Below are 24,062 nucleotides of genomic sequence, written 5' to 3'. Positions count from 1 at the left end.
ATCCGCTTCAACCCTGCGACTGTTCCTACCCGAAACAGCGGCAGCGCCCTAACCCACATCCCTGGGTGTTCGACCATAATAATTCGCTCCAACGGAGCACATGACTGTCAGGGATAACCGCATGACAACCACCACTTGCAACGACACCGTGGCCTCGCAACCGACCAACTCGGCGACCCGCGTGGCGACCGCGAGCTTCATCGGCACCGCCATCGAGTTCTATGACTTCTACGTCTACGCCACCGCCGCCGCACTGGTGATCGGGCCGGTGTTTTTCCCGCAGACCTCAGGCACGGCACAGATGCTGTCGTCCTTCCTGACGTTCGGTATCGCGTTTCTCGCCCGCCCGCTGGGTTCGGCGCTGTTCGGCCATTTCGGCGACAGGATCGGACGCAAGTCCACGCTGGTGGCCTCGCTGCTGTTGATGGGCGTGTGCACCACGCTTATCGGCGTGCTGCCCGGCTACGCCAGCATCGGCGCCTGGGCGCCGATCCTGTTGTGCCTGCTGCGTTTTGGCCAGGGCCTCGGGCTTGGCGGTGAATGGGGCGGCGCAGCATTGCTCGCCACCGAGAACGCGCCCAAGGGCAAGCGGGCCTGGTTCGGCATGTTTCCCCAGTTGGGCCCCTCCATCGGCTTCCTGGCTGCCAACGGTTTGTTCCTGACCCTGGCCATGAGCCTGGATGACGAGCAGTTCCGGTCCTGGGGCTGGCGGATTCCGTTCCTGCTCAGTGCCGTATTGGTGATCGTCGGCCTCTATGTGCGGCTCAAACTTCATGAAACGCCGGTATTCGCCAATGCCATGGCTCGCCAGGAACGCGTGAAGATCCCGCTGGTCGAGCTGTTCAGCCAGTACTGGGCACCGACATTGCTGGGCGCTGCCGCCATGGTCGTGTGTTACGCGCTGTTCTACATCTCGACGGTGTTTTCCTTGAGCTACGGCGTCGCCACCCTTGGCTACAGCCGCGAAACCTTCCTCGGCCTGCTGTGCTTCGCCGTGTTGTTCATGGCCGCCGCCACGCCGCTGTCGGCCTGGGCCAGCGACCGCTACGGGCGCAAGCCGGTGCTGATCATCGGTGGCGTCCTGGCGATTGCCTCGGGTTTCCTCATGGAGCCCCTGCTGACCCACGGCTCGACGTGGGGCGTGGCGCTGTTCCTGTGCATCGAGCTGTTCCTGATGGGGGTAACGTTCGCGCCCATGGGTGCGTTGCTGCCGGAGCTGTTTCCCACGCATGTGCGCTACACCGGCGCGTCGGCTGCCTACAACCTCGGCGGCATCGTCGGCGCCTCAGCGGCGCCGTTCTTCGCCCAGAAACTGGTGGCGATGGGCGGCCTAAGCTACGTCGGCGGTTACGTTTCCGTCGCCGCAGCGCTCAGCGTAATCGCGGTCCTGTGCTTGAAGGAAACCCGTCATAACGATCTGAATCGCATTGACTGAGTCCCCTGTGGCGAGGGGTTGCTCCCTCGCCACACCAACCTGTCGCCAGCCTGAACACAGGCCAATGAAATAACCGCTCACAATTGTCCAGCATTGAAACAACCCCTCACCTGCCCCATCTAAGATCCATACTCCATTGCGCAGGTGCCCCATGAGCGACCAGCACTCTACTGAAGCCACAAACGAATACGCAGACGCCGAGCACATCGAGCACACCGTTTCCGGCACCGGCCTGGCCCTGCCTGGCCAGAGCCTGCCGGACAAGGTCTACATCATTCCCATCCACAACCGTCCGTTCTTCCCGGCCCAAGTGCTGCCGGTCATCGTCAATGAAGAACCGTGGGCTGAAACCCTGGAACTGGTGGCCAAGTCCGATCATCACTCCCTGGCGCTGTTCTTCATGGACTCGCCCCAAGAGGACCCGCGCCACTTCGACACCTCGAAGCTGCCGCTGTACGGCACGCTGGTGAAGGTGCACCACGCCAGTCGCGAAGCGGGCAAATTGCAGTTCGTCGCCCAGGGCCTTACCCGCGTGCGCATCCGCACCTGGCTCAAGCACCATCGCCCGCCTTACCTGGTGGAAGTCGAATACCCGCACCAGCCAAGCGAGCCGACCGACGAGGTCAAGGCCTACGGCATGGCGCTGATCAATGCGATCAAGGAACTGCTGCCGCTCAATCCACTGTACAGCGAAGAGCTGAAGAACTACCTCAACCGCTTCAGCCCCAACGATCCTTCGCCCCTGACCGACTTCGCCGCCGCGCTCACCTCCGCCACCGGCAGCGAGTTGCAGGAAGTTCTCGACTGCGTGCCGATGCTCAAGCGCATGGAAAAAGTGCTGCCGATGCTGCGCAAGGAAGTGGAGGTCGCGCGGCTGCAAAAAGAAATTTCCGCCGAGGTCAACAGCAAGATCGGCGAACACCAGCGCCAGTTCTTCCTCAAGGAACAGCTCAAGGTCATCCAGCAGGAGCTGGGGCTGACCAAGGACGACCGCAGCGCCGACCTTGAACAGTTCGAGCAGCGCCTCGAAGGCAAGGTGCTGCCGGCCCAGGCCCAGAAGCGCATCGAAGAGGAAATGAACAAGCTCTCGATCCTCGAAACCGGCTCACCGGAGTATGCCGTTACCCGCAATTATCTCGACTGGGCGACCTCGGTGCCGTGGGGCGTGTTTGGCCAGGACAAACTGGAGCTCAAGCATGCCCGCAAGATCCTCGACCAGCATCACGCCGGCCTGGATGACATCAAGGACCGTATCCTGGAATTTCTCGCGGTGGGCGCCTACAAAGGCGAGATCAGCGGTTCCATCGTCTTGCTGGTCGGCCCGCCGGGCGTGGGCAAGACCAGCGTAGGCAAGTCGATTGCCGAATCCCTCGGGCGACCGTTCTACCGCTTCAGCGTCGGCGGCATGCGCGACGAGGCCGAGATCAAGGGGCATCGGCGCACCTACATCGGCGCCCAGCCGGGCAAGCTGGTGCAGGCGCTCAAGGACGTCGAAGTGATGAACCCGGTGATCATGCTCGATGAAATCGACAAAATGGGCCAGAGCTACCAGGGCGACCCGGCCTCCGCGTTGCTGGAAACCCTTGACCCCGAGCAGAACGTCGAGTTTCTGGATCATTACCTGGACATGCGCCTGGACTTGTCAAAAGTGCTGTTCATCTGCACCGCCAACACGCTGGACTCGATTCCTGGCCCGCTGCTGGACCGCATGGAAGTGATCCGCCTGTCGGGTTACATCACCGAAGAGAAAGTCGCCATCGCCAAGCGCCACTTGTGGCCCAAGCAACTGGCCAAGGCGGGTGTGTCCAAGGGCAGCCTCAGTATCAATGACAGCGCCCTCAAGGCCCTGATCGACGGTTATGCTCGCGAGGCCGGGGTACGCCAGTTGGAAAAACAACTGGGCAAACTGGTACGCAAGGCGGTCATGAAGCTGATCGACGATCCAAAAGCGGTGATCAAGCTCGGGCCGAAGGACCTTGAAGCCTCGCTGGGCAAACCCGTGTTCCGCAATGAACAGGTGCTGTCCGGCGTCGGCGTGATTACCGGACTGGCCTGGACCAGCATGGGCGGTGCAACCCTGCCGATCGAAGCGACGCGCATTCACACCCTTAATCGCGGTTTCAAGCTCACCGGGCAACTGGGCGAGGTGATGAAGGAATCAGCTGAAATCGCCCACAGCTACGTCAGTTCTCACCTGAAGCAGTTCGGTGGGGATCCGAAGTTCTTCGACGAGGCTTTTGTGCATCTGCACGTACCGGAGGGCGCCACGCCCAAGGACGGCCCGAGCGCCGGCGTAACCATGGCTAGCGCCTTGCTGTCCCTGGCGCGCAACCAGGCACCGAAAAAAGGCGTGGCCATGACCGGCGAACTGACCCTCACCGGACATGTCCTGCCGATTGGCGGCGTACGCGAGAAAGTCATCGCGGCGCGGCGGCAGAAAATCAACGAACTGATCCTGCCGGAAGCCAACCGGGGCAACTTCGAAGAACTGCCGGACTATCTCAAGGAAGGCGTCACGGTGCACTTTGCCAAGCGGTTCGCGGATGTGGCGAAGGTGTTGTTCTGATACTCATGTAGTGGCTGTACGGCCCCATCGCGAGCTTCGCGCGCGAGGGGGCCTCCACAGGCAACGCATCCCGCCCGACACACCCCGTGGCATCTTCGGTTATGCTCGCCGTTCGTCGTGAATGCCGGAGCCTTTATGTCCCTCACCCGCTTGCTCGTCCCTGTCAGCCTCGCCCTGTTGAGCGCCTGCGCCACGCAGCCAAAACAAAACGTGACGGTGGAGAAACAGAGCCAATGCCCCGTGCAACTCCACAATGGGCAGAACCTGATCCTGAGTTTGCCGAGCAATCCCAGCACCGGTTATCGCTGGGCGATCCAGGATTCAGCGGGTGGCGTGCTGAAAGCCTTGGGGCCAGAGGTTTACCGCAACCCCGAAGACGCGGGCATTGTCGGCGCCGCAGGCGTGTCCACCTGGCGCTTCCAGGCGTTTGCCGGCGGAACCGGGAAATTACGCCTGACGTATCAACAGCCCTGGGCACCGGAAGTGCCACCGGTCGAAACCTTTGAGTGCGCCATTTCGGTGAATTGACGTTCCCCTGAACAAAGCTCGCGCTCATGGTTTTTTTGGTTAAAATGCCGGCCTTTTCCACCCCTGCCACCGGAACCGCCGTGAGCAAAGAACCCGATCGCCTATTCGCCCAACCCTTGGCCCAGGTGCCTGACTTCGCTTTCAATGAAGACGTGGTGCGGGTGTTTCCGGACATGATCAAGCGTTCGGTACCGGGTTACCCGACCATCGTCGAGAACCTCGGCGTGCTCGCGGCGCAATTTGCCCAGCCGGGCAGCGTGCTCTACGACTTGGGTTCGTCCCTGGGCGCGGTGACCCAGGCGCTGCGCCGTCACGTGCGCACCGACGGTTGCCGCGTGATTGCCGTGGATAACTCGACGGCCATGGTCGAGCGCTGCCGCGAGTACCTCAACGGCCAGGACTCGATGTTCCAGGAATTGCTGCCGGTAGAAGTGATCGAAGGCGACATCCTTGCCCTCGAGTTTCAGCCCGCCTCGGTGGTGGCGTTGAACTTCACTCTGCAATTTATCGCGCCGGACCAGCGAACCGCACTCCTGAGTCGCATCCACCAGTCGTTGCTGCCCGGCGGTGCCTTGATCCTCTCGGAGAAGCTGCGCTTCAACGATGCCGAGGAACACACGCTGCTCACCGACCTGCACGTGGCGTTCAAGCGCGCCAACGGCTACAGCGAGCTGGAAATCGCCCAGAAACGCAGCGCCATCGAAAACGTCATGAAGCCCGACAGCCTCGACGAACACCGCGAGCGCCTGCTGGCGGCCGGTTTCTCGAAAGTCGTGCCGTGGTTCCAGTGTCTTAACTTCGCCTCGTTGATTGCCCTGCCATGATTGATCTGTCGCCCCTCACCCACCATCTGGCTGGCACGCCGCTGGCCGAATGGGCCGCAACGCTGCAGGCGCAGCTCGACAGCAAAATGGAAAAGGGCCATGGCGATCTGGAGCGCTGGCAAAGCGCCCTTGATGCTTTGCCGGACTTGCAGCCAACCACAGTGGACTTGCTGAACGGTCTGACGCTGGATGTCGATTGCTCCGACGAAACCCGTGTGCAGATGCGCACGGCGCTGATGGGCCTGTCGCCATGGCGCAAAGGGCCGTTCGATCTGTTTGGCGTGCACGTCGACACCGAATGGCGCTCGGACTGGAAGTGGTCGCGGGTGGCGCCGCACCTGGACCTTGCGGGCAAGCGCATCCTCGACGTGGGTTGCGGCAACGGCTATTACATGTGGCGCATGCTGGGCGCCGGGGCCGACACGGTGATCGGTGTCGATCCCAACTGGTTATTCTTCTGTCAGTTCCAGGCCGTGCAGCGTTACCTGTCGCAGCCCAACGCCTGGCACCTGCCGTTCCCGTTCGAGGCCCTGCCGCCGGAACTGGAAGGCTTCGACACAGTGTTTTCCATGGGCGTGTTCTATCACCGCCGCTCGCCGATCGAACACTTGCTGGCCTTGAAGGATTGCCTGGTCAAAGGCGGCGAACTGGTGCTGGAAACCCTCGTGATCGAAGGCGACGAGCACCAGGTGCTAGTGCCCGAGGACCGCTACGCGCAGATGCGCAACGTGTGGTTCCTGCCGTCGGTCCCGGCCTTGGAACGCTGGCTGCGCCGTGCCGGGTTCAGCGACGTGCGTTGCGTGGACGTAAGCCTGACCACCGTCGAAGAACAGCGCAGCACCGAATGGATGAAGTACCAGTCGCTGAGCGACTTCCTCGACCCCACCGACCACAGCAAGACCATCGAAGGGCTGCCGGCGCCGATGCGAGCGGTGATTGTGGCGCGCAAATAAACAGACAGCGCAGATCCGCCGCTGCAATCCAGGCTTGCCACAGGGGTATGTGTTTAATCTTGGGGCTTGGCTCGTCGGGCCTTGAAGAACTCGCTTAGCACGGCGCTGCATTCCTCGGCCAGCACCCCTCCCTCGAACATCACCCGATGATTCAAAAAACCCTGGGTGAAGAACTGCCCCTGGCTCTGCACAATCCCGGCCTTGGGTTCCAGGGCGCCGTAGACGACCCGAGCGATACGCGAATGGACGATAAGGCCGGCGCACATGCTGCACGGCTCCAACGTTACATATAGCGTGCTGCCGGGCAGGCGATAATTGCTCACGGCCTGGGCGGCGGCGCGAATGGCGACCATTTCGGCGTGGGCGCTGGGGTCGTGACCGCTGATCGGGCAGTTGAAGCCACGCCCGATGATTTCACCGTCCTGGACCAACACCGCGCCCACCGGCACTTCGCCCAGGGCCGCACCCTGCTCGGCAAGGGCCAGGGCTTCGCGCATGAAGTCCTGGTCACCGCTGCGGTCGATGATTCTGGCGGGGCGAATCTGGCGCATCACGCCACCTCGATGGCGGCCATCAGGCCGGTTTCCATGTGATCGATCACATGGCAGTGGAACATCCACACGCCAGGATTATCCGCCACCAGCGCCACCTGCGCCCGTTCGTTCTTGCCCAGCAGGTAAGTATCGGTGAAATACGGAATGACTTTATGCCGGTTGGACGCAATCACCTTGAAGCTCATGCCGTGCAAATGGATCGGGTGCTGGTACTGGGTCATGTTCTTCAATTCGAAAATGTAGCTCTGGCCTTTCTTCAGGGTGGCGATCGGCCGGTCGGCGCAGGTCTTGTCGGTGATGTCCCAAGCCTTGCCGTTGATCTGCCACAGGCTCGGCGGCTTGCCGTTGTCGACATTGACCGACACCGAGCCGACCCACTCGAAATTGAAGTTGAGTTTCTCGGCATTGGCCAAGTCCGGCTCTGCCACGGGGTTAGGCGGCAATGCTGGCGGCCATGGAGTCGGCGCGTCATTGTTGGCCACCGAACGCAGGGTGCCCAGGCGTACCGGGCCGTTGCGCAACGACAGCTCTTCCCCGGCCGGCGGTGCCTTGATTGCCAGGCAGATGCGCATGCCCGGGCCCAGCCAGTATTCCTTGCCCAGCGGGCGCGGCGTGATGGGGTTGCCGTCCAGCGCATAAATCTGCGCTTCAACGCCGGGGATGTTGATGCGGTAAGTCAGGGTGTTGTCGAGATTGAGCAAGCGCACCCTAGTAATCTGCCCGGCCGGCAAATCGATCACCGCTTGCGCCACGCCATTGATCGTCGACAACCGCCCCGCCGTGCCGCCACGGGCCGCTTCACGGGGGATGCTGAACGCGACGAACTCGCCCTGCTCATCCACATGCCAGCTCTTGAGACTCAGGGTCTGCTCGTATTTGAAGCCGGTGGGCTCACGCTCTTCGATGATCAACGGCCCCACCAGCCCACGCCCGAGCTCTTCGCTACTGTTGACGTGGGGGTGATACCAATAGCTGCCAGCGTCCGGCACACGGAATTTGTAATCGAAGTACTCACCCGGCAACACCGGCAATTGTGAGACGTACGGTACGCCGTCCATCTCCAGCGGCAAGCGGATCCCATGCCAATGAATCGTCGTCGCGACCGGCAAATGATTGATGAAGCGAACCCGCAACCACTCCCCCTGGCGCACCCGCAGCTCGGTGCCCGGCGCCGACGGACCGAACGCCCAAGCCCGGGTTTTGTGTCCAGCAACCAGCTCGACGTCCAACGGCGCCGCAATCAATTCATAGTCATGACCGGCCTCGGCATCCGCCATCTTGCCCAGCCAATACCGCGACGCGCCTCCCGCACCTACGCCAACGACAACAAGACCGGCCAGGCCACCGAGAATTTGGCGACGGGTAAAGGACATGAACGCGACTACCTCTTGAATCTGCGACGGACCGGGGGGCCCGGAAAAGGCGAATACGATACACCTGCAATTGAGAAAGATTAAGTGAAGGATTGTCGCGGGGCGCGTTCGGACGATAAGCGCTGTCACTCAATCAGCGCTTCCAACTCCTTGTAACCCACCTCGGCTAGCCGTCGGCGCTCTTTCGCAACATTGACCTGCAAGGCCACCCGGGCCACATCCAACACACCCGAGGCAGACGAATAACTGCCCCGGGCCTGCAGCCAGGTCAGAATGTCGGCCAGATGCCAGATGGATGCACTGCCTTCGTGCACCGGCGTCGGAAAGCTGCCCGGATGAGTTAACATCAGCTTGCGCATGTTCTGCCGCGAGCCCCCTACGATCTCGGCTACGTCGGTCAGACCGACCAGATCAGGCGCAACCTCGATCAACTTGGCCGACGGCACCGCGCGGCGCACGTCGTCTAGCGCACTAAGCACCGCCTCAGCGGCATCAGGCGCATCGCGAGTGAACTCAAGCGCCAGCCGCCCCGGTTGCCCGATGCCGACCAGGGCATCGTCGCAGCCCGCTTCTCCCAGCCGCTCCACCAGTTCATCCATGGCATAGCCATCGTCAGCAAGCTGATACTTCAAGGTGAAGATGAATTCCATTGTTCTATTCCTGCCTGAGCGTTTCTTCGACCTTTTTCTTCGGGTGCGAGGGACGAATCATCCGTGATCTCCAGCATTCGCGCGGCCGGAAAGGTTGTCAATCGACAACCTCATGCAGAATGGCCGCTGTGCCATGCCCAGCCGGACAGCCATAGGTCATCAACGGCTTGATCGCGAATCGCGATCAAGCCTACAACAATCAACACGATGCGCAGAGGGCGACTCCTTGAATGTCAAAAATGGCGGGCCCCTTTCTTCCGCTCTTTTGCCGTAATGGTTCAAGATATGTGAGCAACCTGACAAACAGGGACAACCTCTCTTAGAATGCCTGCGTGGCTATGGAACACCTTCCTTCTAACCTCCTATGATCTAGGGGTTCCGCTCTCCACACCGCGCCTGCTTCTTGCAGGCGTTTTTACATCGACTGCAGACGCGACGCTGCTGCTCACTCACAACGGCGGCCAAGGGAGAAATCAAGCATGAATCAGGAGCTGTTCCTGCGTCGCCGTAGCAAGGTTCACGTCCCGATGGGCAGCGGCGGAGCCACAATCGCTCAGGTCGCGTCGGCAGTCCAGGAAATCGCGGCGTTCCGATTGGTGCTATCGGAGTCACTGATCGAGCGAATCGGCATGCTCTCGGCGGCGGAACTCACGCACTGGCTGCGCGACGTTGTCGGAGTGCTTCGGCGGCAGATCGGCGCCCATGTGCACCACCAGCCGTTTTATCCTGACTTCCCAGAGCAGGTTTTGAAAGCCTCAGAGGCAGAGTTGTACCTGACCGCCGTCATTCACTACCTCACGCTTCGGCGCTTGCCACCGAGCGAACATGCTCGATCTGTGATGCTTGAAGGAAGCTTCATATCCCGAGTGATCGAACTGGGCAGCGTCTCTGAGTTCGAGGCACTGCTCGAACCCCTGGTTTCATCGCGTACCTCACTCTCCGAAGAGGAAACGGCCGATGTCGTCTGGTTCATCCAGACATACAAAAGTGACGTCTTCCGTCTGCTGCCTGAGGTCGTCCCGTTCCGGGAGACTCGCGCACTGGTTGGCGGCGCACTGCTCCTGCATGTAGCCGGCGATGCACGGGTGGATGCATTCCTGGAGCAAAACGTCGAAACGGCGGCAGATGTACTACGACTGGCAGTCGCGCTGAGTGGAGGCGACGTGTCACTGATGACAGCTTCGACACGTTTCACAGCGATGAAGCGCGCGACGCGCCGTTTGCTGTTGCGCCTACTCGATCGCGCAGCCAACGCCGGGGAGGATGTGATGCGTCATGCCGAACGTTGGAAACGCTTGGCCGAAGTACTGCATCCGGGAGAGCATGCCGATAAATACCCACGAGCACTCGCCGCGATCACAGCAGCGCGCCGCAACGACCCGCCGGCCTCGTTCGGATCACGCGTCGAAACAATGCTTGCCCAGCGTCAGATCGCCGCGCTCACGCCCTTATTACAGGAGCGTCCCGGTGAATTCGCACGACGGCTGGATGTGACCTTGCGCCGCGCGAGCGAAGCAGACGCTGTACTCGACGCGTTCGAGGCCGTCGCGACACAAGTGTCCACACCTATCCTGCTGCAGGTGTTAGCCCAAGTACGTGCCCCGCGTCCCCTGCCCCTGCGGGCCTTCACACCGAAAGGGGCATTGGCTAAGGTCTATGGCATCAAGGACCGGCGCGAACCTCTCACGCCTGAGGTGTTGGCGCGCGCAGCTCACATTTGCAAGGACGCCCTCATAACGCGTTTTGCGTCTCTGCCGCCGCTAGGCCGCTGTTTCATCGACCCCGCACTGCGCGAATACAGGGTGCCGCTGGCACAACGTGCCGCATCGAAGTCGCTACGTACGCTGGTGCGCGGAAGCCGGTTGCCTATGCCTGACACGCGTTTCATTCGGCTGTTTCTGTGGTGGAAGAACGGACGTGAACGCACGGACATCGACTTGTCCGCCGCATTTTTCGACGCCAACTTCGTGTTCATACAAACTGTCGCGTATTACAACCTGAAGGGATTCGGCGGCTACCACAGCGGCGATATCGTCGACGCGCCCCACGGGGCTTCAGAATTCATCGACCTCGACATCAATGCCCTCGTCGAGAAGGGTATCCGCTACGTCGTCACGTCTATCAATTCATATACCGAGCAGCCGTACTGCGATCTGCCCGAATGCTTCGCTGGCTGGATGGCCCGTGCTGACGTGGCATCAGGTGAAGTATTCGAACCGCGCTCGGTGATCGACCGTCTCGATATCGCATCCGATACCAGTATCTGCCTGCCATTCGTGATGGACTTGCAAGAGCGGCGTGTGGTCTGGGCCGATCTCGGACTTACATCATCGCCGCGGTGGAACAACGTTCAGAACAACCTGGGAGGGGTATCGTTGATGCTGCGGGCTTTGGTGCACACACCACGTCCGGATCTGGAGACGCTGTTCGATTTGCATGCACGAGCCCGAGGAGAACGAGTGGCATCGCCGCAACAGGCACAGGCGGTATTTGCGCCTGATCAAGGGGTAACGCCGTTCGATACGGATGTGATTCGGTCGCAGTTTCTCTAATGCCTGAGCCAGCCTATTGGCATTGGCTAAAACCCTTTCCTACGGTAGTCCGAACCTAGCGCTGCATGGTACGTGCTGCTTCCATTTTTCCTTGCTGATCATTTGCCCAGGTTGAGCCCCACATTTTTGATCATTGCGCCGCCTTTTTGTAGCACTCCTGCATCATCCGATATCACGCTGTAGTACCCCGGCGGAATATCACATGTGAGGACACCACCACACTGAGGGCAGACTGGCTTGGCCAGAACTGCAATATCAGACGGAATGTCGTCAGGCCACCAAACCTTTTGACAGCTCCCGAGACATGCGTGAGTTGGCGAGCCTTGATTAGCGCTATAGATCAAATGTCCTTTCGTTTTTACGATTTGCATTCAACTTTCCCTATGCATCCGGTCAGGAGCCCAGCCCCGCTTAGCACGTAAGCGTCCGCCCGGCCCCCTCTTGTGGATCAGGTCTTCACCTGCTTCTTCAGCCACTGGTTGACCCAATCGCAGTCAAACGCTGTCGGATCAAATCCATCACCCCCATACCACTCCGACATTTCTTCATGTTCGGGATGATTCGGATCCGCCAACGCCGCCAGAAACGTTTCATATCCAGGCGCACCGCCAATATCTTCCGGCGGGCGTCGATTGGCCCCATCGATGCAACACGGCACCTGCGCAAAAATAATTGCGGGCAAGGTTTTCTCGACTTTGATGCGCAGCTCCCAGTTGTCGCCAAAGTCATAGACATAACGAAACGTCTTCTTGCCATACAACACGTTGATCAGCTTTTTACGCTGCTCGGAAATTACCGGCGGGCCCCAATCCGGGTCAGGCACACCGTAACTTTCACCATCAATTTCAAACTCATGCAGATGCGTGTCGCTCCAGCCAAACACAGCCTGGATCACCTGATGCAACTTGCTCAAGGTGATGTTTTCAGGCACTGCAACTCGACGCCAGATCGAAGGTTTTATCCATTTAAATTCGATGTGCAGAATCAGGACTTGGTCGGGTTTAATCACGGACATAGGAGTCGTCTTTGGCATGGGTCGAGCAGCCTCGCAGTGTTCGGGGGAGTTAAGGGAAACGTTCCAGAGAGTTGATCACGAGAGTCATGACCCGCATGTTACTGAGTTTGCTCAGTGCGGCAAGTCAGACCGCAAGGACGGGTGCTGTACGAATTGGCCCGGGTTTCAGCGGTCGACAGGCTTTCCCGGACGATAGCGATCAATCACAGCAGCACCCACTCCACCGTCCTGCGCAAACGCCTGCGAGACAGCATCAACGATCTCGGCCCACACCCCGGCCTGTTGCAGGACGGGCATTTCCTTGGCAAGCACATTGCTCAACTCGCCACGATTCTGCTCAATTGAGCGCAGCACCCGATCTGCCTGTTGATCGGGCATCTCGACCACCTCCTTCAGCATCGCCCGCGCCCGGGCGTGGCTGCGCAGATAACGAGACTCTTCGCGCATCTGCTCGGTCAACGTCCGGCCAATGATATTGGCCAGAAACACGGTATGGGGTCCGAGGTCCGGATAACGCCACAGCGGTCGTGCTTGGTCAGCACCTTGAAAAGAGAAATTCGACACGACACCGTCTGGATAGGTCGTCTGCCTGGATTCGAAGACTACTTGTTCGCGTACAGCCTGCATAAGCGGCCTGGACACTTGGTCCAGCACTCGGTCGTAGCCGCGACGCTCGCCCGCGTCATCGGTAATAACCGCTGAGATCGGTAAAATCACCGGATCAGGAATCACGCCGTCGCGTCGCAGTACGTCATTGACCAAAAACCGGTGCACACGGCCGTTACCATCAGCGAGAGGGTGGATATAGACGAAACCAAAGGCTGTCACCGCGCTACGCATCACTGACGATTGGCCTTGCGTCCTTTCGAGGAACACCTTTAGCCCTTCAAGCATCGCGCCGATCTCATCGGCCGCAGGGGCGACGTAATGTACGACCTCTTGGTAGCGCACCGTTTCGCCGACGAAAACCGGTGACTGGCGCACGCCGAAGTGGGCGATCGTCGTCCGATCACCGAGAATTTCTTGCTGCAACTCTGCAAGTGCGGCATTGCTCAACGGGACTGCACCTTGCCCTGTACGACGAGCCATCACGTCCGCAAAGCGTTGCACCCGCCCTACCCGGTCGGCCTCGCCTTCGATGGCAAAGCTGGCCTTGCTCTCGCGTAACGTCATCCAGACCGCCGACCGCATCAGCAGATCCTCGCCGAACTCATCTGTCAATTCACCGAACAGGCGTGGGACGTCCAGTCCAACCGCACGCATTACCGCCTCGGTCTTGACCACGCAGGGGCAGAATTCACGCGTGCCGGGCAGGTTGTCATTTACCCGCCAGCGCTGCACCTTGACCACTCGGTCGCGGGTTGCCGATACCAGCTTGGCTTCGTCAATGGCATCGACGTAATTGCCGCCTAAGCGCTCGGGCACGACCAGAGTGTCTCCGGTCAGCCATTCATATAGAAACGCAGCACGACGCGCGTACTGCCCAGTAGGCTCGACCGTAACCCAGTCCTGGACGAAAACAGGCCCCGTCTTCTCGAACAGACGGGCAAGGAACTCCAGATGCGGGACTTCATGACGCAGATGGAACTGCAGATGTGCAGCCGGCTCCTCATCCGGCCGCATCGCCTCGGTGTAGCTCTCCATACGAAAGCCATCGGTGACTTGAGTTGCGCGTCTCCCGCCTACTTGACTCATCACCGGCAGTCGCCCCAGAGGCTGCACACCATAGATTTGAGCCAGCCAGGCGGCGCCTATCGGGTCTGCGGGCAAATCGGTCATATAGGGCCTCCGCGGACAAGATGAGTTTTAGGGACTAAGAAATGATGTCGTGCCGCCTGATTTGGTCAGCTAACGATTAAGATGGGATAAAAACGATTAGATAACAAGAGCTGTGCGCAAAAACGATTATTTCAACAACCGGCTCGTCAGAGCTGAGAAAGAGGCTGAACCTGCCCCTTTCTCCCTCCGATCACAAAATCGACGTTGCATCGATTTCAGGACAACAGGGGGTTACCCTGTTGAGCTTCCGTCACTCCCACTCAATCGTCGCCGGCGGCTTGCTCGACACGTCATACGTGACGCGAGAAATGCCTTCGATTTCATTGATGATCCGCCCGGAAACGGTTTCCAGCAGCTCGTACGGCAGGTGTGCCCAGCGAGCGGTCATGAAGTCGATGGTTTCCACGGCGCGCAGGGCGACGACCCAAGCGTAGCGACGGCCATCGCCGACGACGCCCACCGATTTCACCGGTTGGAACACCACGAATGCCTGGCTGACCTTGTGGTACCAGTCGGCCTTGCGCAGTTCTTCGATGAAGATGTGGTCGGCGCGGCGCAGCAGGTCGGCGTATTCCTTCTTCACTTCACCGAGGATCCGCACGCCAAGGCCCGGGCCTGGGAATGGGTGGCGGTAGACCATGTCGTACGGCAGGCCCAGTTCCAGGCCGAGGCGACGCACTTCGTCCTTGAACAATTCGCGCAGCGGCTCGACCAGCTTGAGGTTCATCTCTTCCGGCAGGCCACCGACGTTGTGGTGGGACTTGATCACGTGGGCCTTGCCGCTCTTGGCGCCGGCCGACTCGATCACGTCGGGATAGATGGTGCCCTGGGCCAGGTACTTGATGTTGTCCAACTTGTTGGACTGGGCATCGAACACGTCGATGAAGGTGCGGCCGATGATCTTGCGTTTCTTCTCCGGGTCGGACTCGCCGGCCAGGTTGTTCAGGAACTGCTCTTCGGCGTTGGCGCGGATCACCTTGACGCCCATGTTCTCGGCGAACATGGCCATCACTTGCTCGCCTTCGTGCAGGCGCAGCAGGCCGTTGTCGACGAAGACGCAGGTCAGCTGGTCGCCGATGGCCTTGTGCAGCAATGCGGCAACCACCGAGGAGTCGACGCCACCGGACAGGCCCAGCAGCACGTTGTCGGTACCAACCTGGGCGCGGACCTGGGCGATGGCGTCTTCGGCGATCTTCGACGGGGTCCACAGGGCTTCGCACCCGCAGATGTCGAGGATGAAGCGCGACAGGATGCGGCCGCCCTGCTTGGTGTGGGTCACTTCCGGGTGGAACTGCACGCCGTAGTAGCGGCGATCGTCGTTGAACATGCCTGCGATCGGGCAGCTCGGGGTGCTGGCCAGGATGTGGAAGTCTTCCGGCATCCTGGTGACTTTGTCACCGTGGCTCATCCACACGTCGAGGCCGAACAGGCCATCGGCGTCGATGTGGTCTTCGATGCCGTCCAGCAGGCGGCTCTTGCCGACGACGTCGACGCGGGCATAACCGAACTCACGCAGGTCCGAACCTTCGACCTTGCCGCCCAGTTGCTCAGCCATGGTCTGCATGCCGTAGCAGATACCGAAGACCGGCACGCCAAGGTCGAACACGGCTTGCGGGCAGCGTGGGCTGTCGGCTTCGTGCACGGACTCGGGACCGCCGGCGAGGATGACGCCTTTGGGAGCGAATTCGCGAATCGCTTCGTCATCCATGTCGAACGGATGCAGTTCGCAGTACACGCCGATTTCACGCACGCGGCGGGCGATCAGCTGGGTGTACTGGGAACCGAAGTCGAGGATCAGGATGCGGTGAGCGTGAATGTCGAGGGCCATGACTCATTCTCATGTAGTGAATCAGAAACAACTCGGGGCTGAATGAACAGCCCCGGTGATTTAACGTTTTGCTGAAGGCCTTAACCTACGCGGTAGTTCGGCGCTTCCTTGGTGATCTGCACGTCGTGGACATGGGACTCGGCCATGCCGGCGCCGGTGATGCGCACGAATTCCGGCTTGGTGCGCATCTCTTCGATGTCAGCGCTGCCGGTGTAGCCCATGGAAGAACGCAGGCCGCCCATCAGTTGATGGATGATCGCGCTCAGGGTGCCTTTGTACGGCACGCGACCTTCGATGCCTTCCGGCACCAGCTTCTCGGCACCCGCGGAGGAGTCCTGGAAGTAACGGTCGGAAGAACCCTGGGCCTGGGACATGGCACCCAGCGAACCCATGCCGCGATAGGCCTTGTAGCTACGCCCCTGGAACAGCTCGATCTCGCCCGGTGCTTCTTCGGTACCGGCAAACATCGAACCCATCATCACGCAAGACGCGCCGGCGACGATGGCCTTGGACAGGTCACCGGAGAAGCGGATACCGCCGTCGGCGATCAACGGCACGCCGGTGCCTTCAAGGGCGGCGGCGACGTTGGCGATGGCGCTGATCTGCGGCACGCCGACACCGGCGACGATGCGCGTGGTGCAGATCGAGCCAGGGCCGATACCGACCTTGACCGCGTCGGCGCCAGCTTCGGCCAGGGCCTTGGCGGCGGCGCCGGTGGCGATGTTGCCGCCGATCACCTGCACGTCAGGGAAGTTCTGCTTGACCCAACGAACGCGGTCGATCACGCCCTTGGAGTGACCGTGGGCGGTGTCGACCACCACCACGTCAACGCCGGCATTGACCAGGGCCGCAACGCGGTCACCGGTGTCCTTGCCGGTGCCGACCGCAGCGCCGACGCGCAGACGACCCTGGTCGTCCTTGCTGGCCAGCGGGTAGGCCTTGGCTTTTTCGATGTCGTTGACGGTCATCATGCCCTTGAGGGCGAATTTGTCGTCGACGATCAGCACGCGTTCGATGCGGTGCTTGTGCAGCAACTCGCGAACTTCGTCCTTGCCGATGCCTTCCTTGACCGTGACCAGGCGCTCTTTAGGCGTCATCACCTGACGGACGGTGGCGTCCAGGCGATTCTCGAAACGCACGTCGCGGGAAGTGACGATGCCGACCAGGTCGCCATCGTGCAGCACCGGAACGCCGGAGATGTTGTGCATGCGGGTTAGTTCGAACAGATCGCGAACCGTGGCGTCAGCCTCGATGGTGATCGGGTCCTTGACCACGCCAGCCTCGAACCGCTTGACCTTGCGCACTTCGGCGGCCTGCTGTTCGATGGTCATGTTCTTGTGGATGATACCGATACCGCCTTCCTGGGCCATGGCAATGGCCAGACGGGCTTCGGTCACGGTGTCCATGGCAGCGGAAACCAGGGGGATATTCAGTTCGATGCCACGGGTGAGACGGGTTTTGAGACTGACTTCGTTGGGCAGTACTTCGGAATATCCGGGCACTAGGAGAATGTCGTCGAAGGTCAGAGCTTCTTGGCTGATACGCAGCATCGCGGGGGCTCCCGAGCGGGAAAATGGAAGCGCGCCATTATACTCATGGACCCCGTCTGGCTCAATGTAAAACTCTGTCTATTATTGGCGGGGTGATTGACGGGGCTGATCAATGCGCTCCGGTCATACACCGAACCTTTGGCGAGGGAGCTTGCTCCCTCGCCACAGGTTGCGTGTTTCTGGCTACAACTCCACCTTCACCCAACTCACCGGCAAATCCAGCCAATCGGCGAATTCATCGAGAAAAGCCTGCTTGAACCCCGCTTCCAGCCAGTTATTGAAAATGAAACCCAGGTTTGAGAAAGCGCAGGGTTGCAGGAAAAGGAAACCGTTGATGTCATCTTCATGCCCGCACTCAGGGCAAGTGAAGTTATCGGTGCGCCCCGGCATCCAGTCTTCCAGGCTTTCGAACAACGCTTCGCCGACCTCCTTGCGACACTCGGCACAACCTGCCTCCTCAAGAAAACCCTTGGCCGGCGTATAGATGCAGCGCTTGGTGATGATCTCCAGGCCGTTGACCGGTTCGCCGAACGGCAGCGCGTCGGGATGCAGGACCACATGGCGGGCACCGGGGGCGATGGCGTGGGCCATGCGGTTGCCGGTGCGCCCGCAAGTGGTCAGTTGCTCTTCGACGATATTCTTGCGCACTAGCCAGCGCACGATCGCCCGGGCTCGGGGCTCATGGACCGGGAGGGTAGAAATTTTCGGGACGATGATGCTTTGCGAGTTCATGGCGAGGCCTGGCTGTTTCCCTGGCGGGTCTGATAGAAGGCCGGCAGCTTAATCCCTGGCCGAGCCAGGTCAAGCATTCAGGTAGCGCACAATCAACGCAAGGCCGCTGGCGAGCACCAGCCAGATAACCAGGCGCACGAACGCCTCTCGGGACATTTTCATGGTCAAGCGACGCCCGACCCACAGCCCCAGCGCCATGGCCGGCAACAAACACAGCGCCAGTACCAACAAGGGTAGCTCGGCATACACCCCGGCAATGACGAACAGGCTCAAGCGCACCACCGTGCTGCAACTGATCAGCGCGCTCTGCGTCGCCCGGGCCGCCTCCTTGGGCAAACGGCTGTTGAGGTAGATGGCATATAAAAAGCCGCCACTGCCGAACAGCGCACCGAACATCCCGCCCACCGTTCCCATCGGCAGCGCCCACAGCGCCGACAACTGCGTCGGCCGGGTTTTAATCAACAGGCTGTAGATCGCGTAGGCGCTGATGAACAGCCCCATCAACAACAGCAACAGGTCGGACTTGAGGTTAAGCAGGAAAATCACCCCGAGGGTGCACCCCACCGCCATGCACGGCAACAACCGCAGCAACTCGGACCGGGCGACGTCTCTCCGCGAGGGCAACAGATTGCCGAACGCCGCGACAAAATCCAGCAGCACCAGCAGCGGCACGATCTTGGACAGCGGCATGTACAGCAGCAGGATCGGCGCGGCCACCAACGCGGTGCCAAACCCGGCGATACCAAAAACAATGTAGGCCAGGATGATCGCCAGCCCGATCACCAGCCACTGCATCGGTGCGAATGCCCACTGGCCCAGCCATGACAAAAGCTCCATCCGGCACTTCCCTGAGGACGAAAGCGGCGACTTTAGCCAGATGTGTCGCGACACATCCAGCATTTATGCTGGCGGACCTGTCCGTAATGGAGCTAACGGAATCGAAATGTCTGCGCTCATGGAGATTCACCTACGAATCCCCTTATCATGCCGCCCATGATTAAAGATCCCTTTGCCCGACTGGGCCTGGACCGCGAGGTCCTGACTGTCAGCCAGCTCAACGGCCGCGCGCGGGTGCTGCTCGAAGACGTGTTCAGCAACATCTGGGTCGAGGGCGAAATCTCCAACCTCGCCCGGCCCGCCTCTGGCCACGTGTACTTCACGCTGAAGGACAGCGGCGCCCAGGTGCGTTGCGCGCTGTTCCGGCAGAACGCCGCGCGGGTGCGCCAGGCCTTGAAGGACGGTTTGGCGGTGAAGGTACGCGGCAAGGTCTCGCTGTTCGAGGGTCGCGGCGACTACCAGTTGATCCTCGACACCGTCGAGCCGGCCGGCGATGGTGCCCTGCGCCTGGCCTTCGATGCCTTGAAGGAAAAACTCAGCGCCGAGGGCCTGTTCAGCGCCGAGCGCAAGGTGCCGCTGCCGGCTCACCCGCAGCGCATCGGCATCATCAGTTCGCCGACCGGCGCGGTGATCCGCGACATCATCAGCGTGTTCCGCCGCCGAGCGCCGCAGATTGCCCTGACGCTGATTCCCACCGCCGTGCAAGGCCGCGAAGCCACCGCGCAAATCGTCCGCGCCCTGAAATTGGCGGACGCCCGCGGTTTCGATGCGCTGATCCTGGCCCGGGGTGGCGGTTCGCTGGAAGACTTGTGGTGCTTCAACGAAGAAGCGGTGGCCCGCGCGGTGGACGCTTGCGTCACGCCGATCGTCAGCGCCGTCGGCCATGAAACCGACGTGTCCATCAGCGATTTCGTCGCCGACGTGCGCGCGCCGACGCCGTCCGCCGCCGCCGAACTGCTGGCGCCGGATGCCGGGGATCTGGTTCGCCGGGTTGAAAGCCTGCATCGCCGGTTGGTGATGCGCATGCGCGACCGGCTGATGCGCGATCAACTTCGCCTCGAAGGCCTGACTCGACGCCTGCGTCATCCCGGCGAACGCCTGCGCCAGCAAGCCCAGCGCCTCGACGACCTGGACATGCGCATGCGCCGGGCCTTCGAACGCAGTCTCAATATCCGTCGCGAGCGCTTGATCCGCCTGGAGACCCGCCTGGCTGGGCAACATCCGGGCCGGCAGCTGGCGATGCTGCGCCATCGCTTGGAGAGCCTGGCCGAACGCCTGCCCCGGGCCATGCGCGAAGGCCTGAAAACCCGACGCGTGCAGTTACAGAATCAGATGCAGACGCTGCACATCGTCAGCCCTCTGGCGACCCTCGGCCGCGGCTACAGCATTCTGTTGGACGAGCGCGGCCATGCGGTCCGCAATGCCGCACAGACCCAGACCGGCCAGCGCCTGACCGCCAAGCTCGGCGAAGGCGAACTGCTGGTGCGGGTCGAAGACAATCACCTGACGCCGGTCACCCTTTCTCTACTGGATTGATTCATGCCGCGATTTCTCGCTCCATTGCTCTTGCTGTGCCTGACCTTCAACGCCCATGCCGACAGCTACATCACCCGCCTGCTGAACAAGCCGGTGCCTGGCGGCGTGGCCGTGGTCGATTTGGGCGCCGCGGCCCAGGCGCCGAAAGCCACGTACCAGGGCAAACCGGTGTTGGTGGTCAAGGAGCAGCAAAACTGGCTGGCGATTGTCGGCATTCCGCTGACGGTCCAGCCCGGTACCCAGCAGATCAGCAGTGGCGGCACCACCCAGCCATTCGTAGTCGGCTACAAGAAGTACCCCGAGCAGCGCATCACGTTGAAAAACAAACGCCAGGTGAATCCGGACCCGGCGGACCTTGCGCGGATCAATGCCGAGCTCGCGGTCCAATTGAAGGCCTACCGTAGCTTCAGCCCGAACATTCCCAGCAACCTGTTGCTGGACAAACCGGTCAACGGCCCGCTGTCGAGCAAGTTTGGCGTGCGCCGCTTCTTCAACGGCGAGGAACGCAACCCGCATTCCGGCCTGGATTTCGCCGTACCAGCCGGCACACCGATCAAGACCCCGGCCGCCGGCAAGGTCATTCTCACCGGCAATTACTTTTTCAATGGCAACACGGTGTTCGTCGACCATGGCCAGGGCTTCATCAGCATGTTCTGCCACATGTCGAAAATCGACGTGAAGGTTGGCCAGCAACTGGCGCGGGGCACAGTGGTGGGCAAGGTCGGCGCCACGGGCCGGGCGACCGGGCCGCACATGCACTGGAACATCAGCCTGAACGATGCGCGGGTGGACCCGGCGATTTTCATCGGAGCGTTCCAGCCCTGACACTGCCGACCAGCAATTGCCGAGCTCCAAATATCGACGCAATTTGTGAGACAAATATTGCTAAAAAGCGCGATTAAATCTCGCGCTTTTACCTAAAAACAGAACTTATCCCAATTTTTTCCGACTGCTTGCGATCCCCGGTGCACACGGTTAGGGTTGAATCCATGAAAACCTCTCACACCCTCATCCAGCTTCGCCAGCACCGCAGCCTGTGCCTCGTCAGCGCACGACTGCCGGGCTGAATCGCGGCACCTCGTCCCGGCTGACAAGCCACCCTATTCGAACCACCGGCAGGCCGCCTTTTTCCGGCCACGACAATAAGGATTCCGCCCCATGAGCATGCTCAAAGACCCGTCTTCGAAATACCGCGCCTTCCCGACCATCAACCTCCCGGATCGCACCTGGCCGTCGAAGACCATCACCGCCGCGCCGATCTGGTGCAGCTCCGACCTGCGCGATGGCAACCAGTCGCTGATCGAGCCGATGGACGCTGCGAAGAAGCTGCGCTTCTGGAAAACCCTGGTGGCGGTAGGCGTCAAGGAAATCGAGGCGTCGTTCCCAGCCGCGTCCCAGACCGATTTTGATTTCGTGCGCACCCTCATTGAAGAAGGCCACATCCCGGACGACACCACCATCCAGGTGCTGACCCAGGCCCGTGAAGACCTGATCGCCCGGACCTTCGAATCCCTGCGCGGGGCGAAAAAAGCCATCGTCCACCTGTACAACGCCACCTGCCCGTCGTTCCGCCGCATCGTGTTCAACCAGGACAAGGAAGGCGTAAAGGAAATCGCCGTGAACGCGGCCAAGCTGTTCGTCAAATATGCCGCCCAGCAGCCGGAAACCCAATGGCAGTTCGAATACTCGCCGGAAACCTTCAGCGCCACCGAGCTGGAGTTCGCCAAGGAGGTCTGCGACGCAGTGATCGAAGTGTGGAACCCGACGCCCAAGCGCAAGGTGATCCTCAACCTGCCGGCCACCGTGGAAGTCGCCACCCCGAATATCTACGCCGACCAGATCGAGTGGTTCCACCGCAACATCAGCCGTCGTGACAGCGTGCTCATCAGCCTGCACACCCACAACGACCGTGGCACCGGCGTCGCTGCCACCGAGCTGGGCCTGATGGCCGGCGCCGACCGCGTCGAAGGCTGCCTGTTCGGCAACGGCGAGCGCACCGGCAACGTCGACCTGGTGACCGTGGCGCTGAACCTCTACACCCAGGGCATCAACCCCGAGCTGGATTTCTCCGACATCGACGGCGTGCGCAAAGTAGTCGAGGAATGCAACCAGATCCCGGTTCATCCTCGTCACCCGTACGTCGGCGACCTGGTCCACACCGCGTTCTCCGGCTCGCACCAGGATGCGATTCGCAAGGGCTTCGCCCAGCAGAAACCGGACACCCTGTGGGAAGTGCCGTACCTGCCGATCGACCCGGCCGACATCGGTCGCAGCTACGAAGCGGTGATCCGCGTAAACAGCCAGTCCGGCAAAGGCGGCATCGCCTACCTGCTGGAGCAGGAATACGGCATCAGCCTGCCGCGTCGCATGCAGATCGAGTTCAGCCAAGTGGTGCAACGTGAAACCGACCGCCTGGGCCTGGAAATGACCGCTCAGCAGATCCACGCCCTCCTTCAGCGCGAATACCTGCAAGCCAATACCCCGTATGCGCTGGTTAGCCATCGCCTGCAGGAAGAAAACGGCAACAGTGCAGTGGAAGTTGAAGTGGCCAGCAAGGGCCAGGGCGAGACCAACCTGCACTGGCGCGGCAAGGGCAACGGCGCGCTGGAGGCCCTGGTGGCCGGGCTGCCGATCCCGGTGGAAATCATGGACTACAACGAACACGCTATCGGCGCCGGCACCAACGCCAAGGCCGCGGCGTACATCGAACTGCGAGTCAACGGTGAACGCGCGGTGCATGGCGTCGGCATCGATGAAAACATCACCACGGCAAGCTTCAAGGCGCTGTTCAGTGCGCTGAACCGCTCGCTGAGCCAGCCGGAAGCCAAAGCGGCCTGATCGATCGTTGAATAACAAAAAGGCCCCGGGGTGTGAACCCCGGGGCCTTTTGTTTGCTTGATTTCTGGTTGGCCGTCAGGCCATACAATTATCAGGCATGGGTATCGATCGAAACGGTCATCGCCTGCAAAAGCGCAGCTTGCAAGGTCTGCAAAGTCGCCTGGGTCCCCATGATCTGGGTCTGGATCGCCATGGTTTCCTGAGCTTTCTGCTCCTGGTTGGCCTGGCTTTTCTGCACACGGGCCAATTGGGCTTGCTGGTCGGCGAGCAACTTTTCGGTCCGCTCGATCTGCTTCTTCAGCTGTTCGATGACGTTGCTGCCATTGCTGCCACCAACGCCGGCAATGTTCGCGCCGCTGGTGTCGACTTCCAACTTCTTGTCTTTTTCTTCCGCGCTATCAGTCGGTGCTACTGGACTGAGCACTTTTTCTTCTTCAGCCCCGCGAATGGACACTTTGGGTGCCGACAGCGGATAAGGGTTTACGGTCGTTGCGCTGATACTGGTCATGGGG

General features: G+C 60.9%; 20 protein-coding genes. 9 read left to right on the top strand and 11 right to left on the bottom strand.

The window, feature by feature from the left end:
* The first annotated feature begins 121 nt into the window (after positions 1-121).
* The 5 genes from HU742_RS22140 to cmoB all read left to right on the top strand — a co-directional run bounded on the left by HU742_RS22140 (position 122) and on the right by cmoB (position 6,306).
* Positions 122-1,435: an MFS transporter gene (locus HU742_RS22140; RefSeq protein ID WP_186634816.1), complete on the top strand. Its 1,314-nt coding sequence runs from the start codon at positions 122-124 to the stop codon at positions 1,433-1,435.
* Between the two features lie 151 nt (positions 1,436-1,586).
* Positions 1,587-4,001: an endopeptidase La gene (gene lon / locus HU742_RS22135; protein WP_225923641.1), complete on the top strand. Its 2,415-nt coding sequence runs from the start codon at positions 1,587-1,589 to the stop codon at positions 3,999-4,001.
* Between the two features lie 135 nt (positions 4,002-4,136).
* Positions 4,137-4,529 carry a protease inhibitor I42 family protein gene (locus HU742_RS22130; RefSeq protein ID WP_186644132.1) on the top strand — a complete coding sequence of 131 codons (393 nt, stop codon included), beginning with the start codon at positions 4,137-4,139 and terminating at the stop codon, positions 4,527-4,529.
* A gap of 44 nt (positions 4,530-4,573) precedes the next feature.
* A complete protein-coding gene (gene cmoA, locus HU742_RS22125; protein WP_186635480.1) occupies positions 4,574-5,353 on the top strand; it encodes a carboxy-S-adenosyl-L-methionine synthase CmoA in 780 nt (259 codons plus the stop codon).
* Entirely contained in the window at positions 5,350-6,306 is a 957-nt protein-coding gene (gene cmoB / locus HU742_RS22120) for a tRNA 5-methoxyuridine(34)/uridine 5-oxyacetic acid(34) synthase CmoB (protein WP_186634810.1), read from the top strand. Before cmoA ends, cmoB begins: the two co-directional genes overlap by 4 nt.
* Before the next feature lie 53 nt (positions 6,307-6,359).
* Here cmoB and tadA read toward each other — a convergent pair whose 3' ends face one another.
* From tadA to HU742_RS22105, 3 genes are all read right to left on the bottom strand, one after another.
* Positions 6,360-6,857 (bottom strand): tRNA adenosine(34) deaminase TadA, encoded by a 498-nt coding sequence (gene tadA, locus HU742_RS22115; protein WP_186634807.1) that lies wholly within the window; start codon positions 6,855-6,857, stop codon positions 6,360-6,362.
* Entirely contained in the window at positions 6,857-8,233 is a 1,377-nt protein-coding gene (locus HU742_RS22110; RefSeq protein WP_186644131.1) for a multicopper oxidase family protein, read from the bottom strand. The genes tadA and HU742_RS22110 overlap by 1 nt, the downstream gene beginning before the upstream one ends.
* Before the next feature lie 125 nt (positions 8,234-8,358).
* Positions 8,359-8,883, bottom strand: coding sequence for a helix-turn-helix transcriptional regulator (locus HU742_RS22105; protein WP_186644130.1), 525 nt, complete (start codon positions 8,881-8,883; stop codon positions 8,359-8,361).
* Between the two features lie 479 nt (positions 8,884-9,362).
* Between HU742_RS22105 and HU742_RS22100 the strand changes: the two genes are divergently transcribed.
* Entirely contained in the window at positions 9,363-11,435 is a 2,073-nt protein-coding gene (locus HU742_RS22100; RefSeq protein WP_186644128.1) for a TerD family protein, read from the top strand.
* 98 nt (positions 11,436-11,533) lie between these two features.
* On the opposite strand, the gene HU742_RS22095 is transcribed toward HU742_RS22100, so the two are convergent.
* From HU742_RS22095 to HU742_RS22065, 7 genes are all read right to left on the bottom strand, one after another.
* Complete coding sequence (locus HU742_RS22095) at positions 11,534-11,806, bottom strand: SIR2 family protein (protein WP_186644126.1); 273 nt, start codon at positions 11,804-11,806, stop codon at positions 11,534-11,536.
* Between the two features lie 77 nt (positions 11,807-11,883).
* Complete coding sequence (locus tag HU742_RS22090; protein ID WP_186644124.1) at positions 11,884-12,468, bottom strand: plasmid pRiA4b ORF-3 family protein; 585 nt, start codon at positions 12,466-12,468, stop codon at positions 11,884-11,886.
* A gap of 147 nt (positions 12,469-12,615) precedes the next feature.
* Entirely contained in the window at positions 12,616-14,229 is a 1,614-nt protein-coding gene (locus tag HU742_RS22085) for a Fic family protein (RefSeq protein ID WP_186644122.1), read from the bottom strand.
* 250 nt (positions 14,230-14,479) lie between these two features.
* Complete coding sequence (gene guaA, locus HU742_RS22080) at positions 14,480-16,057, bottom strand: glutamine-hydrolyzing GMP synthase (protein WP_186644120.1); 1,578 nt, start codon at positions 16,055-16,057, stop codon at positions 14,480-14,482.
* Positions 16,058-16,137: 80 nt separating this feature from the next.
* Positions 16,138-17,607 carry an IMP dehydrogenase gene (gene guaB / locus HU742_RS22075; RefSeq protein WP_186634792.1) on the bottom strand — a complete coding sequence of 490 codons (1,470 nt, stop codon included), beginning with the start codon at positions 17,605-17,607 and terminating at the stop codon, positions 16,138-16,140.
* A 183-nt stretch (positions 17,608-17,790) separates the two neighbouring features.
* A complete protein-coding gene (locus HU742_RS22070; RefSeq protein WP_186634789.1) occupies positions 17,791-18,339 on the bottom strand; it encodes a sugar ABC transporter ATPase in 549 nt (182 codons plus the stop codon).
* A 69-nt stretch (positions 18,340-18,408) separates the two neighbouring features.
* Positions 18,409-19,176: a sulfite exporter TauE/SafE family protein gene (locus tag HU742_RS22065; protein WP_186644118.1), complete on the bottom strand. Its 768-nt coding sequence runs from the start codon at positions 19,174-19,176 to the stop codon at positions 18,409-18,411.
* 156 nt (positions 19,177-19,332) lie between these two features.
* Here HU742_RS22065 and xseA point away from each other — a divergent pair, with 156 nt between their 5' ends.
* The 3 genes from xseA (at position 19,333) to leuA (ending at position 23,550) form a co-directional block, all read left to right on the top strand.
* Positions 19,333-20,712 (top strand): exodeoxyribonuclease VII large subunit, encoded by a 1,380-nt coding sequence (gene xseA / locus HU742_RS22060; protein WP_186635477.1) that lies wholly within the window; start codon positions 19,333-19,335, stop codon positions 20,710-20,712.
* A 3-nt stretch (positions 20,713-20,715) separates the two neighbouring features.
* Positions 20,716-21,537: a M23 family metallopeptidase gene (locus tag HU742_RS22055; protein WP_186644116.1), complete on the top strand. Its 822-nt coding sequence runs from the start codon at positions 20,716-20,718 to the stop codon at positions 21,535-21,537.
* A gap of 333 nt (positions 21,538-21,870) precedes the next feature.
* On the top strand, positions 21,871-23,550 hold the full coding sequence (gene leuA, locus HU742_RS22050) for a 2-isopropylmalate synthase (RefSeq protein WP_186644114.1): 1,680 nt from the start codon (positions 21,871-21,873) through the stop codon (positions 23,548-23,550).
* A 91-nt stretch (positions 23,551-23,641) separates the two neighbouring features.
* Here the strand turns inward: leuA and HU742_RS22045 are convergent, their stop codons facing one another.
* Entirely contained in the window at positions 23,642-24,058 is a 417-nt protein-coding gene (locus HU742_RS22045; protein WP_186634778.1) for a hypothetical protein, read from the bottom strand.
* Between the last annotated feature and the right edge of the window lie 4 nt (positions 24,059-24,062).

It is taken from the genome of Pseudomonas marvdashtae (genome assembly GCF_014268655.2).
Lineage (GTDB): Bacteria > Pseudomonadota > Gammaproteobacteria > Pseudomonadales > Pseudomonadaceae > Aquipseudomonas > Aquipseudomonas marvdashtae.
This window is presented reverse-complemented; position numbering and strand designations above follow the sequence as displayed.

Excerpts from the sequence above, each read along its gene's own strand:
- xseA (WP_186635477.1), top strand. The coding sequence starts at position 19,333 with ATGATTAAAGATCCCTTTGCCCGACTGGGCCTGGACCGCGAGGTCCTG.
- HU742_RS22100 (WP_186644128.1), top strand. The coding sequence starts at position 9,363 with ATGAATCAGGAGCTGTTCCTGCGTCGCCGTAGCAAGGTTCACGTCCCG.
- HU742_RS22090 (WP_186644124.1), bottom strand. The coding sequence starts at position 12,468 with ATGCCAAAGACGACTCCTATGTCCGTGATTAAACCCGACCAAGTCCTG.
- HU742_RS22070 (WP_186634789.1), bottom strand. The coding sequence starts at position 18,339 with ATGAACTCGCAAAGCATCATCGTCCCGAAAATTTCTACCCTCCCGGTC.
- cmoB (WP_186634810.1), top strand. The coding sequence starts at position 5,350 with ATGATTGATCTGTCGCCCCTCACCCACCATCTGGCTGGCACGCCGCTG.
- lon (WP_225923641.1), top strand. The coding sequence starts at position 1,587 with ATGAGCGACCAGCACTCTACTGAAGCCACAAACGAATACGCAGACGCC.
- leuA (WP_186644114.1), top strand. The coding sequence starts at position 21,871 with ATGAGCATGCTCAAAGACCCGTCTTCGAAATACCGCGCCTTCCCGACC.
- HU742_RS22055 (WP_186644116.1), top strand. The coding sequence starts at position 20,716 with ATGCCGCGATTTCTCGCTCCATTGCTCTTGCTGTGCCTGACCTTCAAC.
- HU742_RS22110 (WP_186644131.1), bottom strand. The coding sequence starts at position 8,233 with ATGTCCTTTACCCGTCGCCAAATTCTCGGTGGCCTGGCCGGTCTTGTT.
- HU742_RS22140 (WP_186634816.1), top strand. The coding sequence starts at position 122 with ATGACAACCACCACTTGCAACGACACCGTGGCCTCGCAACCGACCAAC.
- tadA (WP_186634807.1), bottom strand. The coding sequence starts at position 6,857 with ATGCGCCAGATTCGCCCCGCCAGAATCATCGACCGCAGCGGTGACCAG.
- guaA (WP_186644120.1), bottom strand. The coding sequence starts at position 16,057 with ATGGCCCTCGACATTCACGCTCACCGCATCCTGATCCTCGACTTCGGT.
- HU742_RS22095 (WP_186644126.1), bottom strand. The coding sequence starts at position 11,806 with ATGCAAATCGTAAAAACGAAAGGACATTTGATCTATAGCGCTAATCAA.
- guaB (WP_186634792.1), bottom strand. The coding sequence starts at position 17,607 with ATGCTGCGTATCAGCCAAGAAGCTCTGACCTTCGACGACATTCTCCTA.
- HU742_RS22065 (WP_186644118.1), bottom strand. The coding sequence starts at position 19,176 with ATGGAGCTTTTGTCATGGCTGGGCCAGTGGGCATTCGCACCGATGCAG.
- HU742_RS22085 (WP_186644122.1), bottom strand. The coding sequence starts at position 14,229 with ATGACCGATTTGCCCGCAGACCCGATAGGCGCCGCCTGGCTGGCTCAA.
- HU742_RS22045 (WP_186634778.1), bottom strand. The coding sequence starts at position 24,058 with ATGACCAGTATCAGCGCAACGACCGTAAACCCTTATCCGCTGTCGGCA.
- HU742_RS22130 (WP_186644132.1), top strand. The coding sequence starts at position 4,137 with ATGTCCCTCACCCGCTTGCTCGTCCCTGTCAGCCTCGCCCTGTTGAGC.
- cmoA (WP_186635480.1), top strand. The coding sequence starts at position 4,574 with ATGCCGGCCTTTTCCACCCCTGCCACCGGAACCGCCGTGAGCAAAGAA.
- HU742_RS22105 (WP_186644130.1), bottom strand. The coding sequence starts at position 8,883 with ATGGAATTCATCTTCACCTTGAAGTATCAGCTTGCTGACGATGGCTAT.